General features: G+C 64.2%; 13 protein-coding genes. 8 read left to right on the forward strand and 5 right to left on the reverse strand.

The features are described from left to right. Positions 1-146 precede the first annotated feature (146 nt). Both ACLEJP_RS15175 and ACLEJP_RS15180 read left to right on the forward strand, forming a co-directional pair. Positions 147-710 (forward strand): TetR/AcrR family transcriptional regulator, encoded by a 564-nt coding sequence (locus ACLEJP_RS15175; RefSeq protein WP_440807817.1) that lies wholly within the window; start codon positions 147-149, stop codon positions 708-710. Positions 711-755: 45 nt separating this feature from the next. Beyond that, on the forward strand, positions 756-1,235 hold the full coding sequence (locus ACLEJP_RS15180; protein ID WP_085588237.1) for a nuclear transport factor 2 family protein: 480 nt from the start codon (positions 756-758) through the stop codon (positions 1,233-1,235). A 617-nt stretch (positions 1,236-1,852) separates the two neighbouring features. On the opposite strand, the gene ACLEJP_RS15185 is transcribed toward ACLEJP_RS15180, so the two are convergent. Next, complete coding sequence (locus tag ACLEJP_RS15185; RefSeq protein WP_289131345.1) at positions 1,853-2,911, reverse strand: sigma-54 interaction domain-containing protein; 1,059 nt, start codon at positions 2,909-2,911, stop codon at positions 1,853-1,855. 293 nt (positions 2,912-3,204) lie between these two features. Between ACLEJP_RS15185 and ACLEJP_RS15190 the strand changes: the two genes are divergently transcribed. From ACLEJP_RS15190 to ACLEJP_RS15215, 6 genes are all read left to right on the forward strand, one after another. Beyond that, on the forward strand, positions 3,205-4,278 hold the full coding sequence (locus tag ACLEJP_RS15190; RefSeq protein ID WP_440807638.1) for an ABC transporter substrate-binding protein: 1,074 nt from the start codon (positions 3,205-3,207) through the stop codon (positions 4,276-4,278). 11 nt (positions 4,279-4,289) lie between these two features. Next, on the forward strand, positions 4,290-5,513 hold the full coding sequence (locus ACLEJP_RS15195) for a lipase family protein (protein ID WP_440807641.1): 1,224 nt from the start codon (positions 4,290-4,292) through the stop codon (positions 5,511-5,513). A gap of 12 nt (positions 5,514-5,525) precedes the next feature. Beyond that, positions 5,526-6,725, forward strand: a complete 1,200-nt coding sequence (locus ACLEJP_RS15200; protein WP_440807643.1) for an LLM class flavin-dependent oxidoreductase — start codon at positions 5,526-5,528, stop codon at positions 6,723-6,725. Positions 6,726-6,729: 4 nt separating this feature from the next. Further along, on the forward strand, positions 6,730-8,283 hold the full coding sequence (locus ACLEJP_RS15205; protein ID WP_440807645.1) for an ABC transporter substrate-binding protein: 1,554 nt from the start codon (positions 6,730-6,732) through the stop codon (positions 8,281-8,283). Between the two features lie 141 nt (positions 8,284-8,424). Next, entirely contained in the window at positions 8,425-11,001 is a 2,577-nt protein-coding gene (locus ACLEJP_RS15210; protein ID WP_440807648.1) for a TonB-dependent receptor plug domain-containing protein, read from the forward strand. 27 nt (positions 11,002-11,028) lie between these two features. Next, on the forward strand, positions 11,029-12,117 hold the full coding sequence (locus tag ACLEJP_RS15215; RefSeq protein WP_440807651.1) for an LLM class flavin-dependent oxidoreductase: 1,089 nt from the start codon (positions 11,029-11,031) through the stop codon (positions 12,115-12,117). A 40-nt stretch (positions 12,118-12,157) separates the two neighbouring features. On the opposite strand, the gene ACLEJP_RS15220 is transcribed toward ACLEJP_RS15215, so the two are convergent. From ACLEJP_RS15220 to ACLEJP_RS15235, 4 genes are read right to left on the reverse strand one after another with little or no spacing between them, the layout of a single operon-like run. Beyond that, complete coding sequence (locus tag ACLEJP_RS15220) at positions 12,158-13,957, reverse strand: dipeptide ABC transporter ATP-binding protein (protein WP_440807653.1); 1,800 nt, start codon at positions 13,955-13,957, stop codon at positions 12,158-12,160. Further along, positions 13,954-14,781 (reverse strand): ABC transporter permease, encoded by an 828-nt coding sequence (locus tag ACLEJP_RS15225; RefSeq protein ID WP_440807656.1) that lies wholly within the window; start codon positions 14,779-14,781, stop codon positions 13,954-13,956. Before ACLEJP_RS15225 ends, ACLEJP_RS15220 begins: the two co-directional genes overlap by 4 nt. Continuing rightward, complete coding sequence (locus ACLEJP_RS15230; protein WP_440807658.1) at positions 14,774-15,850, reverse strand: ABC transporter permease; 1,077 nt, start codon at positions 15,848-15,850, stop codon at positions 14,774-14,776. Before ACLEJP_RS15230 ends, ACLEJP_RS15225 begins: the two co-directional genes overlap by 8 nt. Continuing rightward, on the reverse strand, positions 15,843-17,417 hold the full coding sequence (locus ACLEJP_RS15235; RefSeq protein WP_440807661.1) for an ABC transporter substrate-binding protein: 1,575 nt from the start codon (positions 17,415-17,417) through the stop codon (positions 15,843-15,845). Before ACLEJP_RS15235 ends, ACLEJP_RS15230 begins: the two co-directional genes overlap by 8 nt. Positions 17,418-17,427: the final 10 nt, after the last annotated feature.

Genomic DNA, 17,427 nt, shown 5'->3' on the forward strand with positions numbered 1-17,427 from the left:
TTTTCCCGTGCAACGTGTAGCATTTGTAACCCTAAGGAGCACGAGGCGTTGCCTAACTGGTTGTAAATTCAGCAGATTTTATTTTTTTGAAAATACTGGAGCGGGAGGTATTGACCATGGAGAACGATCGTTCTACCATTGCCGACATGAACAGCGATAGTGGCAACGAAACCAAAGAGCGGTTGTTGAAGATCGGGGAAGACTTGATCTATCGCGGCGGAATTGGTGCAACCGGAATGGACCTTCTCGTGAAGACATCTGGTGTCGCTCGCAAGAGTATCTACCGCCACTTCGGCACTAAGGAAGCGCTCGTTGTTGAAATTTTAAAACGCCGCGACAGTAACTGGATGCGATGGTTTGAATCAGAAGTGAATACGGCTGACTCACCGGCGGAAAAGCTTCTACGGATTTTTGATGTACTTGGCGACTGGTTTACCTCTGAAAATTTCAGGGGATGCGCATTCATCAATACGGCCGGTGAAACCGGCGATCCTGAGGATCCTGTACGACTTGTAGATAAAGAGCACAAAGAGAAACTAAAAGCATTTTTGTTCTCTATTTGTGAAGAATATGGCATCGCTGATCCAGAGGCACTTGCACGCCAATTTCTGATTCTGATCGACGGCGCCATCACCGTTGCCCATTTACTCGGTGACAACCGATCAGCAGTTGACGCAAAAACCATTGCGCAGCAACTACTAAATCGTTAATTACCAGTAGGCGGGCGATATCAGCCCAGTAAGCGAGGAATTATCATGTCCGCTAATAACGAAGTTCGCCCGCCGCTTCCGCCATTTACCCGCGAAACGGCCATTCTCAAAGCTCGTCTGGCCGAAGACGGCTGGAATAGCCGTGATCCGGAAAAAGTCTCTCTGGCATACTCTCTCGATACGAAATGGCGTAATCGCGCTGAGTTCGCGTTCAATCGCGAGCAAGCAAAGGACTTCCTGACTCGTAAATGGGCCAAGGAACATGAGTATCGTTTGATCAAAGAGTTGTGGGCGTTCACTGAGAACCGTCTGGCAGTTCGCTACGCTTACGAATGGCATGATGATTCTGGTAACTGGTTCCGCTCGTACGGCAATGAAAACTGGGAGTTTGGTGATGATGGCCTGATGATCAACCGTTACGCCTGCATCAATGACATGCCCATCAAGGAATCTGAGCGTAAGTTCCACTGGCCGCTGGGCCGTCGTCCAGATGACCATCCGAGCCTGTCTGAACTGGGTCTGTAAATTTACTGAGCATGGATGTTCAGCACTATTTCTCTATGTTTTGCCCTCCTCTTTCTGCGTGGCTCCTCCATATGGTTCCCAATGGGTAAGCCACGCCTTTTTTTGATGCTCTAATCATGAATCTAAATTCGACTCTGGTGACCTCTTCGCACGCAAGTCCCTTTTGACGCATATTGCCAACATACTTTTTCTCCGTATGAAAGGAGGCTTGTTTTCATTATATTGGGTCTGATAATCCACTGGTTGTACGAACCCATTAGTCGAATAACGTTGATTAAGATGCATATCACTGCTCAGATTCAATCTCCCGGCCTCACACTCAGGCGGAGCTGGCCGACAATACCGGTTGCGAACGGTATCGTACCCTATCAGCTTCGTCTAATCCCGACCCAAGCTCTAGTACCTTGGAAGGTTACCCTGTGCATGGGCAATCATCATTAGTCACCTCTAATTAAACCAAGCCCGCACTTCCACACAGGCCGCCGCGGCCGTGTCGCTTAAGACACTTCGCATCGCGATCTCCGACGGCGATCCGGATAGTTCCTGATCAAGTTCCACCAAGAAAAAAGCCTTTAAATACATCTACCATTGGCAAATAACAAAGCTTCGTACAGCCCTCATGCTTTGGACAGCTCGCCAATCTTCTCCAGCCGCGCCCGCACGATATTGCGGCTGATGTTCAGCAAACGCCCCGTCTGTAGCTGGTTGCCGTGGCAATACCGATACGCCGCCCTGAACACCGTCTCCTCGATGTGCTCATACAGATTCGGGACATTCTGCTCAAACAGCGCCAGCAAGGCACTTTCGAGGTCTGCCGGTGGCGCGCTTGGTGTCGGCAAATACCCCTGTGCAACCGGCGCCGCCATCTGCGGCCGCATGTCGACCAGGTGCAGGTCCGCCGGCGCCACCACCTGATACCGGCACACCAGCAACGCATGGTGAATGGCATTTTCCAGCTCGCGGATGTTGCCCGGCCAGCTATGCGCCAGCAATTTGCGTTCGGCATCCGGGCTCAACGAAGCACGCTCGTAACCGAGGCGCCGGCTGTGTTCCTCGATGAAGAATTGCGCCAGCGGCAAGATGTCCCCCGGGCGCTCGCGCAGCGGTGGCAAACGAATCGTCGCGACGTGCAGGCGGTAGAACAGGTCTTCACGAAAGTGCCCCGCCACCACTGCATCGGCCAGGTTGACGTTGGTCGCCGCCACCAGCCGCACATTGATCGGGATCGGCGTACGCGAGCCCAGGCGCACCACTTCACGTTCCTGCAGCACCCGCAGCAGCTTCACCTGCATGTTCAGCGGCAAGTCGCCAATTTCATCAAGGAACAACGTGCCGCCATTGGCCGCTTCGAACCAGCCGGCCTTGTTGGAGGTGGCACCGGTGAACGCCCCTTTCTCGTGGCCGAACAGCTCGCTCTCCACCAGGGTTTCGGCAAAGGCACCGCAGTTTACCGCCACGAATGGCTCACGGCCCCGGCGGCTGAGGTGGTGGATATGACGGGCAACCAGCTCCTTGCCGGTGCCGGTTTCACCGATGATCAGGGTATTGGCCTCGCTGGGCGCCAGGCGCTCGATGCGACTGAGCAGCTCCTGGGAGCGCGGGTCCTTGAACACGAGCACGGTGGCACGTACCGACTTGGTCAGCTCGCGGGCATTGGGGTGGGTGATGAGCGACATAGGGCATTCCTGGCAGTTGACGCGCAGCCCCATAGTGCATGAAACAAATTAGATCAAAAAATTATTAATTAATATTTAGATATTCGAATTGGAAATATTGGAGTTTTCCAACAATCGACTGCTGCTACAGCAGCAATCCGTCAGCACTGCCCTGCCCGCGGAACAGCAGCCGGTGCCCTTCAGGCCCATTCGCCTATGGCTGGAGGCCTTGTAACTAAAGGGCTGTAGCCACTTCACAGCAGGCTGGCATGCATTTCGCTCCTGGCCGCTAGACCCTTTGCCTGGAGCTGCACATGAATAATCCCTGGCGTCACGCCTTCGCCCTTCTGGGCGGCCTGTTCCTCAGCCTGGCTGCGCTGGCAGCCGAGCCACCGGCGGCGGTGCGCATCGCCATCGTCGCCTTCACCCAGGGTGGCGCGCCAGTGTTCGGTGGCATCCCTGGCCGGGTGATCGAAGAAGGCTGGCTGGAACAGCAACTGGCCGCCCGCGGCGTGAAACTGCAATGGACCGCCCTGCCCCATGCTGGCGCCGGGCCGCAGATCAACGAAGGCTTCAGCAATGACAGCCTGGACTTTGCCGTACGCGGCGACCTGCCCTCGGTCATCGCCGGTGCCGGCCAGGTGCCGGGCAAGTTGGTGGTGCCGGGCGGCAGCGGCAACAACATCTACCTGGTGGTGCCGAGCAATTCCACGGCACGCAGCATCCACGACCTCAAGGGCAAACGCCTGGCGCTGCACCGCGGCCGGCCATGGGAATTCGCTTTCAGCAATTTCCTGCAGAGCCAGGGCCTGCAGTTGAGCGACTTCAAGATCGCCAACCTCAACCCGCAGGTCGGTGCCGCTGCGGTGTCTGCCGGCAAGGTGGATGCCGCCGTGCTGCTCAACGAAGCCTACGCCCTGGAAGACAAGGGCGTGGCGCGCATCCTCTGGTCGACCAAGCAAGGCGCCAACGACTGGCGGCTGGTCTCGGACCTGTGGGGCACCGACCGCTTCGTGCAGCAGCACGCCGACCTGACGCAATTGGTGGCCACTGCCTGGGTGCGCGCGGCCTGGTGGATCTCCCAGGAGCAGAACCGCGACGCCTACTACGCGCTGTCTTCGCGCGCTGGCGTCAGCGAAAGCGTGCTGCGCCGTGACGACCAGGACGACCCGGTAGCCTGGAAGGCGCGGTGGGCACCGAAGAGCGATGCCCAGCTCAAGGCCCACTACGACGCCCTTGGCCAATACGCCCTGGCCAACCGGCTGATCCGCACCCCTTACGACATTACCGGCGACCTGGCCACGGGCTTTACCCGCCAGGCGCTGATCGACCTGCAACTGACCGACTACTGGCCATCCCTCGACGCCCAGATCAGCCAACAACCTTGAGAATCTTGCCCATGAAACTGCCTGCTTCGCTCATCTTCGGTCTCAGCGCCCTGGCCCTGTCCATCGGCGCCATGGCCGCCGAAACCTACGCCCCCAAAGCAGACCCGCAACAGGGCGATGGCCGGGTGTCGGCCTTCTACACCTGGACCAAGGCGATCCCCGCTACCCCCGGCAAACTGCTGCGCAGCGAACCGCTGGAGCAGGCGCTCAGCCTGCCCAATGCCGCCAGCGCGCAACGCATCCTGTACACCTCGCTCGATGGTATCGACGGCAAGACCCCCATCGTGGTTTCCGGTGCGCTGTTCATCCCCAAGGGCAAGGCCCCTGCGGGCGGCTGGCCGGTCGCCAGTTGGGGCCATGGCACGGTCGGCGTGGCGGATATCTGCGCGCCGTCCTGGGCCGGCCGCAGCTACCGCGACGTGCAATACCTCAATCGCTGGCTCGACGAAGGCTATGCCATTGTCGCCACTGACTACCAGGGCCTCGGTGTGCCGGGCGGCCACCCGCTGCTGAACAACCGCATGGCCGCCTACGGCATCCTCGATGCAGCCAGGGCCGTGGTCGCCGGCGTACCAGGGCTGGCCGACAAGGTGTTGATCATTGGCCAGTCGCAAGGCGGGGCCGGGGCCTTTGCCGCCGGGGCCTATGCGGCCACTTACGCGCCCAGGCTGGGGGTCAAGGGCAGTATCGGCACGGGTGTGATCTACACCGTGGGCGCGAAGAATGTTGGCGAACAGGACCAGGACAAGGTCGACCCAGCCCTGGCCTACGGCTTCTACACCCTGCTCGCCGCACAGCAGTATGACCCGAGCATCGACCCGCGCGACTTCTACACCGACAAGGCCCTGCCGCTGTTCGAGCAAGCGCGCAGCAGTTGCCTGTCGGCATTGGTCAGCGATGTGGTCGGTACCGGCCTGACTCCGGCCAACGCCAAGAAAGACTACCAGGGCGACCAGCTCAAGCCATGGCTGGCGCAGGTGTCGTACCCGACCCTGAAGCTTGCCCAGCCGATCTTCATTGGCACCGGCGCCGAGGACAAGACCCCCGCTGCCGCCACTCAGGTCGCGCTGATGCAGGATGCCTGCAAAGCCGGCTCGGTCGTGCAGGGCCACCTCTACAAGGGCCTGGGCCATAGCGAAACGGTGAACGCGTCGCTGAAGGACTCCATCCCGTTCGCCCGTCAGGTCATCAGCGACCAGCCGGTCACCGCCAATTGCAGCCCAAGCGTCCAGTAAGGAGGCCAGCCCATGAGCATCGAATTCTTTACCCGCCTGCCCTTGCATGGCGAAACCCAGTTTCTTCCCGGCGACCCGCGCAACCGCGGCGACTGGCATGCGGGCGGGCCCAGCACCGGTGCGGTGTCGGGGTTTGCCGTGGGGGACCACTTCACCTACATCGACTACCTCGGCCAGGTCGCCCGCGCCGCTGAAATAAACGGCTTTGGCGGCGCGTTGATGGTCAATGCGCCCACTGGCGAAGAGCCGTGGACGGTGTGCTCGCTACTGGCCAGGGAAACCCGCACGCTGAAGTTCGTCACCGCGTTCCAGCCCTATCACTACACCCCCTGGGTGGCCGTGCAGCAGGCCGCGACCTACCAGCGCGCCACCGGCAACCGCCTGGTGTGGAACATCATCAACGGCGGCTCGGATGCCATCCAGCGCCAGGTCGGCGACTTCGAGGACCACGACCAGCGCTATGCCCGCGCCACCGAGTTCATGGACGTGGTGCGCGGCTACTGGCAGCACGAGCAGTTCCATTACCAAGGCAGCTACTACCGCGCCGAAGGCGGCGGCCTGCGCGGCCCGCTGAAAAAGGCCGAGCTGCCGCTGATCTGCACGGCCGGTTCGTCGCTGGCAGCACGCGAGTTCGCCGCCAAGCACGCCGACTTCTACCTGATGCGCGCTGAACACCCGGACGAGATTGCCGCGCTGATTGCGGATATCCGCGCCCGCGCGCTGAAGTGGGGCCGCAGCGATATTCGCTTCGGCCTGTCCATCGACGTGATCGCCCGCGCAACCGAAGACGCAGCACTGGCCGAGGCCAAGCGGTTCTTCGACGAAGGGGTGGCCAAGGGCACGGCCAAGGCCCGCGCCGCCCACGCCGGCCTGCGTACGGCGCGCAAGCTGAGCTACGAGCATGACTACCACGACAAGGACGGGCAACAGGCGTTCGACGACTTCTTCATCCACCCCAACGTGTGGACTGGTTTCGGCTACATCGGCATTCCGCCGGGCTGCGCGCTGGTGGGCAGCTACGCCAACGTGGTGGCGCGTATCCGCGAGTACCACGGCATCGGTATCGATCTGTTCTTCCTCGCCGGCTACCCGCACCTGGAAGAAGCCTACCGCATCGGTGAGCACATCCTGCCGCACTTCCGTGAGCAACGCGCAGCCCTTGCCCGCCCGCCGGCCGAACCCGTGCCACTGCACGCCAGCAACGGAGCCTGATGCCATGGCCAGGGACAGTTACCCACTGAGCCGGCGCAGCTTTCTCGGCCACGCCGGCGTACTGGCCGGCGGGTTGCTGGCCGGCTGCGGCCCCGCCGACAGCCCGAACCCCGGCGTGGCCGACGCGCCCCGGCATGGCGGGCGCCTGCGCCTGGGCATCATCGACGGCAGCCAGAGCGGCAACCTCGACGCCCACAAGCCTGTCGGCAGTGGCATCGTGCGTGGCTTCGCCCTGTACAGCAAGCTGTGGGAATGGGACGAGCAGATGCAGCCGCGCCTGGCCTTGGCCGAGTTCGCCGAGCCCAATGCCAATGCCAGCAACTGGACCTTGCGCCTGAAGCCGGGGCTGGAGTTCCACCACGGCAAGACCATCGACGCCGACGACCTGATCTTCTCCATCCGCCGCCTCACCGACCCGCAGCTGGCCTCGCCCTATGCGGCGCTGCTGCACTGGGTGGACCGCGACAACCTGGTCAAGCTGGATGAGCGGACCGTGCGCCTGGGCTTCCGCGAGGGGCGCAGCTACCTGCCACTGCCGGAAACCTGGGTCAACTTCGGCGGCATCGTGCCGGTGGACTACCACCCGGTCAGCAACCCGGTCGGCGCCGGGCCGTACAAACTGAAAAGCTTCACCCCAGGCCAGCGCTCACTGTTCACCCGCTTCGACAATTACTACAAGCTTGGCAAGCCGTACGCCGACGAACTGGAGATCATCGACTTCAAGGACCAGACCAGCCGCCTGGCGGCGCTGCGCGCCGGGCAGATCGACATGGCCAACGTCATGTCCACCGAACACCTGCAGGTCCTGCAAGCCGACCCACGGCTGCGCCTGCTGAAGTCGGTGAGCGGCAACTGGCTGTCGTTCGACATGAACACCACCAAGGCGCCGTTCGACGACCCACGGGTGCGCGAGGCGTTCCGCCTGCTGGCCGACCGTGAAGAGCTGGTGCGCCGTGCGCTGAATGGCCAGGGCCGGGTGGCCAACGACCTGTATGCACCGTTCGACCCAACCTTCGACCACAGCATCGGCCCGCGCCCCCATGACCCGCAGCGCGCAGCGCAGTTGCTGCGCGAAGCCGGCCATGAACAGTTGCAGGTGGAGCTGGTCACCACCCCAGGGCCGGGGTTGGCTTCGGCCCTGGTACTGGCCGAACAGGCCCGGCGCGTCGGCGTGACACTCAACGTGCGCCAGGTCGACCTGGCCACCTTCCAGGGGCCGCAGCGAGACGAATGGACCTTGAGTACCGGTGGCAGCATCGGTGCACCGTTCCTGGCCAGCGCCATCCACACCGACGCGCCGTTCGCGGTGGCCAACAAGACCCACTTCCACGACCGAGAATTCAGCGAGGCCTTCCTCGCCGCCATGGCCCAACCGGACCTGGAGCGACGCAAGGCACTGGTGCACCGGGCGCAACGCGTCCAGTACGAGCGCGGCGGCATGCTGATCTGGGGCTTTGCCGACCTGCTCGACAGCGTCAGCACCCGTGTGGGTGGCGCGCAGGCGGAGCAGTCACTGTTCAGTACCTGGCGGTTCGAAAACGTGTGGCTCAGAAGCTGATCGCCAGGGCAGCACGGCCATCTGTGGCAGCGGGCTTGCCCGTTCCCACTCCGATCGATCACGCACCACACCCTCCATAACCGCAGGCGCGGCTGCGCCCTCGCTTCTCCCACATGCCCACTTTCGAACGAGGCCCAGCCAATGTCCCGCGTTACCTTGCTGCACCCAAAATTCCCGCCCAGCGCCCTGGCGCTGGCGCTCCTGGCCGCCAGCTCGCCGCTGGCCCACGCCGAAGACACCCAGCTGCAAACCGTCACCGTACAGGCCGAGCAGAGCGACGACGACGCCCTGCCCACCCGTCCGCCTGCCTCGATCTACGGCGGCCTGGAAGCCAAAGTGCTCGACACTCCGCGTTCGGTCACCCAGATCAACGCCGAACAACTGGCCAACGACCCGATCCGTAGCTCCGACGACCTGGTCAAGTACGCCCCCGGCATCACCCGCGGCGGTGGTCAGAACGCCGGCATCGCCCCGCAGATGCGCGGGCAGAACACCGAGGTATTCCAGGATGGCCAACGCGCCTACGGCGTTCGCCACCCTGCCAACTTCAACGCCTACGAGGGCGCCGACATCGTCGCCGGGCCGTCTTCGGTGTCCTACGGTTCGGTCAGCGGCAGCGGCGGCTACGTCAACTACCTGAGCAAGAAGCCCGACTTCAACCGTTTCCGTACCAGGCTCAGCGGTGAGATCGGCAGCTGGATCCCCGACGGCGAATCACGCGATGCCAGCAAGTTCAGCGTCGACAACACCGGCCCGCTGACCGATGACCTGGCCTACCGGGTAAGCATCACCCGCCAGCGCCAGGATGACTTCTACGACAACGTCGAGAACAACTTCGACGCCTTCTACGGTGCGCTGGCCTGGCGCAATGACAACCTGCGGGTGGACTGGAACGCCGCCTACGACGACTACTACGACTACAACATCACCCACGGCTGGAACCGAGCCAGCCAGAGCCTGGTCGACCACGGCAAGTACTACGCCGGCCGCGCCACGCCGATCATTCAGAACGGCAACACGTTGTGGTCACCCGTGCTGTCGTCCGGTGCTGCAGACGCCCAGGTGCTTGGCTGGGTGCAGCGACAGCGCAATGCCCAGGGCCAGTATCAGGTGGTCGACGGCAGCTTCCAGGGCGCGTCACCCAACACCCAGGCCAACCCCGGCTCCCTGCGGGGCTGGGTCTACGACCCGTCGCTTGCCGGTAATGGCCTGACATCGCTGTCATCGCAGACCGGCCAGCGCGCGCAGGATGAAAACCGCTCGCGGCGCTTTACCACGCAATTGCGTGTCGAAGGTGACCTGAGCGCTTCGATCACCCTGGCCAACAGTACGTTCTTCCAACACTCCACCGACACCACCGACGCCGTGGGCGCGTTCCAGGTGCAGGGCAAGGACGACATCTTCGACAACCGCTTCGAGTTCCGCGCGCGGGGCCAATGGCAACTGGGCGACCTGACCCTGACCGACGACAGCAACAGCGGGCTGATCTACCGCCGCGAGCGCAACGAGTCGATCGCCGCCAACAACAGCTTCGGCAGCACCATCAACGCCTACGACCTGACCCTCGACCCGGCCTTGAAGAACCCCGGCGACCTGCTCGGCCTGAGCGGCCGCAACCCTGCCGGTGGCAACGCGGCATGGATCGGCCAAGCGGGCGTGCCGCAGTTCTCCAGCTACTACGGCTGGCTCAACCTGCCCGCCATGTACCCGGCCGGGCACGGCCTGTATGCCGAATCAGTGGCGCCGTACACCGCCGACAGCACCTGGTCCACCAGGACCCTGTTCAGCCAGCACAACCTGCGCCTGGGCGAGCGCCTGGGCCTGAACGTCGGCGCCAGCCGCAGCTGGATCGACGCGCGCATCGAAAACCCCTTCGTGCTGCCCGGCGGCAACCCGCGCAAGGACTCGAACAACTACCGGTTGTTCTCGGTGCAAGTCAGCCCCTACTTCAAACCCACGGAAAACAGCACGCTGTATTACACCTTCGACCGCTCGCTGGCGGTGAACACCGGCTTCTTCACCAACGGCCTGGGTTGGGGCAGTGGCAGCGGGGCCAACCGGCTCAACCCGCTGGCCTTCGAGAGCCTGAGCGTGTTGCACGAGGCAGGTTTGAAGGTGGAGGCGCTACCCGACCAGCTGTTCCTGACCCTGGCGGCCTACCGGCAGGCCCGCGACCAGTCGCCGGACAGCAACAACAACATTGCCCGCCTGATCGTCAAAGGCTGGGAAGCGACCCTGCGCTACCAGGACCCGCACCTGCGCGGCGGCCTCAACCTCAGCCGCATCAGCGCCTACAACGAGTTCACCAGCCAGGCCGGGTTTGCCTCGGCCGGGTTCATTCCCGACAACGGCACCGTATTCGGCGACAACAACAGCCTCAACCAGCGCCCGTCCGGCAAGTTCGATGCCGTGCAGATTCCTGAATACAACGCCGGTGGCTATGTCGATTACCGCTTCGACTCGGGGTTTGGCGCCGAGCTTTCCGGCTGGTGGACCAGCAGCTGGTACCTGAACCTGAGCAAGACGGTGAAAGTGCCGGACGAATACAACCTCGACCTTGCCGTGTACTACCGCCAGCCGCAGTGGGGTGTGACGTTGCGCATGCTCAACGTTACCGACGAGCTGAATTTCGTCAGTGGCCTGGCCGGTTCGACCAACACCTTCCTGCAACCGATGCCGGGCCGCACGCTGCTGGCCCAGGTCGATTACCAGTTCTGATCACCCTCAACCTGAAAGGCCTCAGCCATGTCCATTGAATTTGTCGGCATGATCTTCCCCCGCCAGTGGTCCGAGACCCGCGGCATCCGAACAGCGGACTTCGACCTGGCGTTCATCCGCCACCACGCCCGCGCCCATGAGCATGCCGGGTTCGACCGGGTGCTGATCGCCAGCGGCCCAGGCAGCGCCGACAGCCTGCAGATTGCCGCCTATGCTGCCGCGCACACCGAACGCCTTGGTTTCATGATCGCCCACCGCCCGGCCCTGACCGCGCCGACGGTGGCTGCGCGAGCATTCGCCACCCTCGACCACACCACCGGCGGCGGGCGCATCCGCCTGCATGCAATCACCGGTATCACCGCCGAGCCGCAAGAGGGGGACACGCTGCTGGACAAGACCGAGCGCTACCGGCGTGCCGACGAATACCTCGAGATTGTCCGCCGCACCTGGACGGCCGAGGAGCCGTTCGACTACGAGGGCCGCTACTTCACCATCAAGGGTGCGTTCTCGCCGGTGAAACCGCTGCAGCAGCCACATATCCCGATTTCCTTCGGTGGCTCGTCGGACATCGCCTACCAGATCGCGGTCAAGCATGCCGACTTGTATGCCTTGTGGGGTGAGCCGCTGAGCGGTGTCGCCGAACAGATCGGCAAGCTCAAGGCTGCCGCGAACGCCGCAGGCGTGACGGCGCCAAGGGTGAGCCTGTCGGTGCGGCTGATCCTGGGTGCCACAGAGGAGCTGGCCTGGCAGCGTGCCGAACAGATCCTCGCACAGATCAAGGCCAACCCGCAGTTCGCGGCAGGCAGCCCATGGCAGAAGCGCATCAAGGGCACCGGTTCCGAACGCCTGCTCGCCGCCGCCGCCCGCGCCGACCGGCATGATCGGGCGTTGTGGATGCCGACGGCGACTGCGGTGGGTGCCTATGGCGATACCACCGCGCTGGTGGGCACGCCGGAAACCGTCGCCCAGGCCTTGCTCGACTATGTCGACCTTGGGGTGAGCACCTTTCTCAACCGAGGCTATGACCCACTGTATGACACGGTGGACTATGGCCGTTGGGTGATCCCGGCAGTGCGCGAGGAGGTTCGCCGGCGCCAGGCACGGTTTGTGAGGTAATTGCGCAGCAAGGGCACGGGCATTGCCCAGGTTCGCGGCTTCAGCCGCAAACCCCGGCAATGCCGCTGCCCAGGCTCGGCGCATGCGCCAGCAGCCCTTGGGTGTAGGCATCAGCCGGCCGATCCAGGACCTGCTCGGCACTGCCCTGCTCCACCATTCGCCCCTGACGTAGCACCAGCACCCGATCGGCAATCGCCCGCACCACCCCCAGGTCATGGGTGACGAACAACAAAGTCAGCCCCTGCGCCTGCAAACGCTGCAGCAAGGCCAGAATCGACGCCTGCACCGACACATCCAGCGCGGAGGTGATCTCGTCACACACCAGCAGTTTCGGCTCGCAGATCAGCGCCCGGGCAATCGCCACCCGCTGGCGTTCGCCGCCAGACAAGCTGTGCGGGTACAAATCGGCCACGCTCCCCGGCAGCGACACCCGCTCCAGCACCGCCTCGACCCGACGACGCGCTTCCCCCCCCCTAACCCGGAAAAAGTGCGCCAACGGCGCGCTGAGGGTTTGCGCGATTGTCTGCCTAGGGTTCAAGGCGCGATACGGGTTCTGGAACACATACTGGATCTGGTGGCGCAACCGGGCCGCACGATGGCGCGCGGTTGCCGCCAATGGCTCGCCGGCGTAGCGCATCTGCCCCTGGATGTTCTCGCCCAGCCCGGCAATGGCCCTGGCCAGGCTGGTCTTGCCCGAGCCCGACTCACCCACCAGTGCCAGGCACTCGCCTTGCTTCACAGACAATGAGACGTCGAACAGCACCTGGCGATCATAAGCGACATCCAACCCGAGAACCTCCAGCAACACTGCTTCGTTCGGTACCGACACCGGCTCGACAGCCGCCCCCCCAAGGTGGCGCGGTTCCTGGTCCGGCAACAGGCAGGCGACCTGGTGCTTGCCGTCGAGCGTCAGCAACGGCGGCTCGATCACCGAACACTCGGCACGACGCCTGCCGCAGCGCGGCGCAAACGCACAGCCATGCGGGCGTTGCCCGGGTGCCGGCGCTTGCCCGGCGATGGCCTGCAGCGGCTGGCGGCTGGCAACATCCGGGATGGCCGCGAGCAAGGCACGGGTATACGGGTGCGCGGGTTTGGCAAACAGCGCCTCGCGCCCGGCCAGTTCCACCAGCCGCCCGGCGTACATCACCATGACCCGGTCGACCAGTTCACGCACCACCGCCAGGTCGTGGGTGACGTACAGCGCCGCCACACCGTGTTCACGGCACAACCGCCTGAGCGTCTGCAACACATGGGCCTGGGTGGTAACGTCCAGTGCGGTGGTAGGCTCGTCGAGCACGATCAGCCTGGGCCGCAACACAAACGCCAAGGCCAGCATTATCCGCTGTTGCTGCCCACCCGACAGCTGGTGCGGGAAACAGCGCAGGAAGGCATCGTCAGCAGGCAGGCCCACCTCCACCAGGGTTTCGCCGATGCGCTGGCGCAGCGCCTGACGCGACAGCCTGGGCTGGTGCGCCAGCAGGGTTTCACGCAGCAAGGTCCGCAGACGCAACGCCGGGTTCAGCGCCGTGGCCGGGTCCTGGGCCACGTAACCGACCAGCCCGCCACGGGCCAGGCGCAAGGCCTCGCCTTCCAGTTCCAGCAGCGATTGCCCGGCCACCTTCACGTGCCCGCCGACGATACGCGCGCCCTGTCGGGCATGGCGCAGCAAGGCAGTCGCCAAGGTGGTCTTGCCTGAACCGGACTCGCCCACCAGGCCCACGATCTCGCCCGCCGCCAGGCTGAAGGAAACCTCGGCCAGCACCTCCACCTGCCCGGCCAGCTCTACCCGCAGGTTGCTGACCTGCAATACCTCGTCCACAACATTCAGCGGCATGTTCATGGCTGTTTCTCCGCAACCCGTGCACTGGCCCGGCCTATGCCTTCGGCCAGGATGTTGGTGCCATAGGCAAACACCCCGATCAGCAGCGCCGGCGCCAGCACGGCCCAGGGCTGCACCAGCAGGCCGGCCTGGTTTTCGTTGATCATCAGGCCCCAGTCGGCAGCTGGCGGGGCCACCCCGTAACCGAGGAAGCTCACGCCCGAAAGCATGCCCACCGCCCAGGTCAGCATGTTGCCGAAGTGCACCAGCAGCGGCGTGAGGATGTTTGGCAGGATTTCCTGGAAGAGGATGCGCCATCGTGGGTAGCCCATCATCTGCGCGGCCTCGACAAACTCCTGTCCGGCCACCGCCAGCGTGCTGCCACGGGCCAGGCGAACGACCCCGGGCGTGAAGGCAATGGCTACGGTCAGCACGATCAGCCATGGCGCCCGGCCAAGCATGGATACGATCAGCAGCACCAGGATCAGGTCGGGGAACGCCAGCGACACATCGGCCGCCCAGCTGATCGCCTGGTCCAGGCGCCTGCGCGAAAACCCGGCCAACAGGCCCAGGCTGGCGCCGACCAGCAATGCCAGGGTGGCCGCAGCCACCGACATCCACAGCACCGACAGGCCGCCATTGAGCAACCGCGACAGCAAGTCGTGGCCAAGAAAATCGTGCCCAAGCGGCGCACCAGCGGCCGGCGCGCCATACACCGGCCCGACCATGGCCGTGGGCGCATGCGGCGCCAGCCAGGGGCCGATCGCTGCCAGCAGCGTTATCAGCAAGGTGATCACAGCGCCGCGGCGCACCTGCGGGTCGGCCAGCCAACGGGGATCAGTCATGGCTCGCCTCCTGGGCAGGGATGCTGCGCGCACGGCGCCACCACGGGCGGATGCCACGCCGTACCCGGCGGATCATCCGCACCCGGCGCGCGGTGCGCAGCTTGGGCGTGAGCAATACCGTCAACAGGTCGGCGAGCAGATTGATCAGCACTATCGCCAGGGTGATGACCAGCACCACGCCCTGGATCATCGGCAGGTCACGCAGCTGGATTGCCGCGTTCAGCGCGGTGCCGATGCCCGGGAAACTGAAGATCACTTCGGCCAGCAACGCACCACCGACCAGCGTACGCAAGGTCAGCGCCACCCCCTGGATCGCCGGTGTGAGGGCGTTGGGCAAGGTGTGCCGCCAGACGATGCGCCGTTCGGCAATGCCACGCAGGCGTGCGGCGATCACATAGTCGGATTCCAGCGCCTCGATCATCGAGGCCCGCACCATCCGCGTCAGGTACGGCAGGGCCGTCAGGCTCAAGGCCAGCACCGGCAGCACCAGCGACGGCCACTGGCGCCACAACGGCAGTTGCGGGTCGAGGATCGACACCGCCGGCAACCAGCCCATGCCCGGCATGGAGAACAACAGCACCAGGCCGATAGCCAGCAGGAAACCCGGCGTGGCCTTGAGCAGGATCAACGCGGAAAGGCCCCAGCGGTCCACCCGGCTGTCGCGCCGCAGCGCCAGGCTCACGCCCAGCAGCAAGGCCACCGGCACCACCAGCGCCAGCACCCCGGCCAACAACGCCAGGGTGTGGCCCAAGCGGGCAAACAATAGCTGCGCCACCGGCACCTGGGAGTCCAGCGAAATGCCCAGGTCACCGCGTAGCGCCGCGCCCAGCCAGCGCAGGTACTGCACCAGGATCGGCTGGTCGAGCCCCAGTTGCCGTTGCAGCGTGAGGATGCTCTGCAGCGGCGCATCCGGGCCAAGAATCACCCGCGCCGGATCCGAGGGCAGTGCCTGGGTGGCAAGGAACACCACCAGGCTGATCACCCAGGCGGTCAGCAGCCCGTAACCGAGGCGGCCGATGAACCAGGCCAGCCAGGCCGGCGTGCGGGGCGTGTGTCGTGTATCAGGCATTGGGGTTCAACCAGAGTTCGTCGAAGCGCCAGGAGGCGAAAGTGGTCTGTTCCGGGGTGAGCCCGCCGACCTTGGCCGACGCGGCATCGAGCACGTCGCAGAAGCCCCAGACCAGCAAGCCGCCGCGTTCGTGCTGGATGGCCTGGGCTTCGTGCACCAGGGCTTTGCGCAGGGCCAGGTCGGGCTGCGCCAATGCCTGCCGGAACAGTTCGGTGAAGCGAGGGTCGTGGAAATTGCTGCGGTTATAGATGGCTTGCGGCGCATCGTTGTGCAGTGCCGAAGCAAGAAAGCCGCGCGCCGGGGTCGAGCCGGGCGACAATTGCCATTGCTCACGCTGCGGGCCGTTGAAGACAGCCGCGTCCACCTGCTTGACCTTCACCTGCACCCCGGCCTTCAAAGCCTGCTGGGCAAACACCAGCGCGGCGTTGACGCCAGGCCCTGGGGTGGTGGTCAGCTCGACGCGTAAATCGTCCTGCCCCGCCTGACGCAACAGCGAACGGGCCTGGTCCAGGTCGTATGGGCGCTGGGCAATGGCGTGGTTGTAGGTGGGGTCGTGGGGCGAATACAGGTCGTTGGCCACGCGGCCAAAACCATTCAGGCCACGCGTTACCAGTTCCTGGCGGTCGGCCAGCAGACGGAACGCCTGGCGCACGCGCACATCCTGGAACGGCGCCTTGGCCAGGTTCAGGTTGAAACCGCTGAACGAGGTGGTAGGCGAGACATACAGGCGCAGCCGTGGGTCAGCCTTGAGCAACGCACTGTGCTCGGCCTGCACACCGCTGGCCACATCGATCTGCCCGGCGCGCAAGGCCGCGGCGCGCGACACCTGGTCCTTGAACTCGATGATCTCCAGCTCGTCCGCAAAGGGGCGGTCGGGCTTGTAGTAGTGTTCGAAACGGGTGTAGAGCGAGCGCTGGCCGGGAATGAAGCTTTTCAGCCGGTACGGCCCCGCGCCCACCGGGTTGGTCAGCGGATGGTAGTCGGTGGGCACGATACCACCGAAGCTGATCAGCGTTTCGTCCAGCGGGTAGAAGCTCTGCCCCTGCTTGAAACGGATCTCTATCGTGCGTTGGTCCAGCTTGCGCAGGGCCTGGCGGTCGATCGCAGCGACCAGCCCGGCGAAGGGCGAGGCCAGTTGCGGGTCGGTCAGGCGCAGGATCGAGAACAGCATGTCGTCGGCAGTGATGCGCTTGCCGTGGTGGAACTCCAGCCCCGGCTTGAGGCGAATGGTCCAGGCACTGGCATCGGCATTCGGCTCGGCGAACTCGGCCAGCGCCAGGCGCGTGCTGACATCGGCGTTCCATTCCCAGAGCTTGGCGTACAGCGCCCAGCCACGGATGATGCCCCCACCTACCGGCTTGTGTGCATCGAGGTTACCGGCCTGGTCACCGTCGATAATGCCCACCCGCAAGCGCCCGCCACGCACCGGAATACCCGGCAGCAGCGCCGTGGCGGCTGCCGGCGCGCCGCTGTCGCAGCCGCTGAGCAAACCGCCACCGAGCAGCAGGCCGCCACCGACGGCCAGGCTATTGCCGAGAAACACCCGGCGCGAAAACAGCTCGCTCATGACCCACTCC

The organism is Pseudomonas sp. SMV7, from assembly GCF_052041995.1.
Taxonomy (GTDB): Bacteria; Pseudomonadota; Gammaproteobacteria; order Pseudomonadales; family Pseudomonadaceae; genus Aquipseudomonas.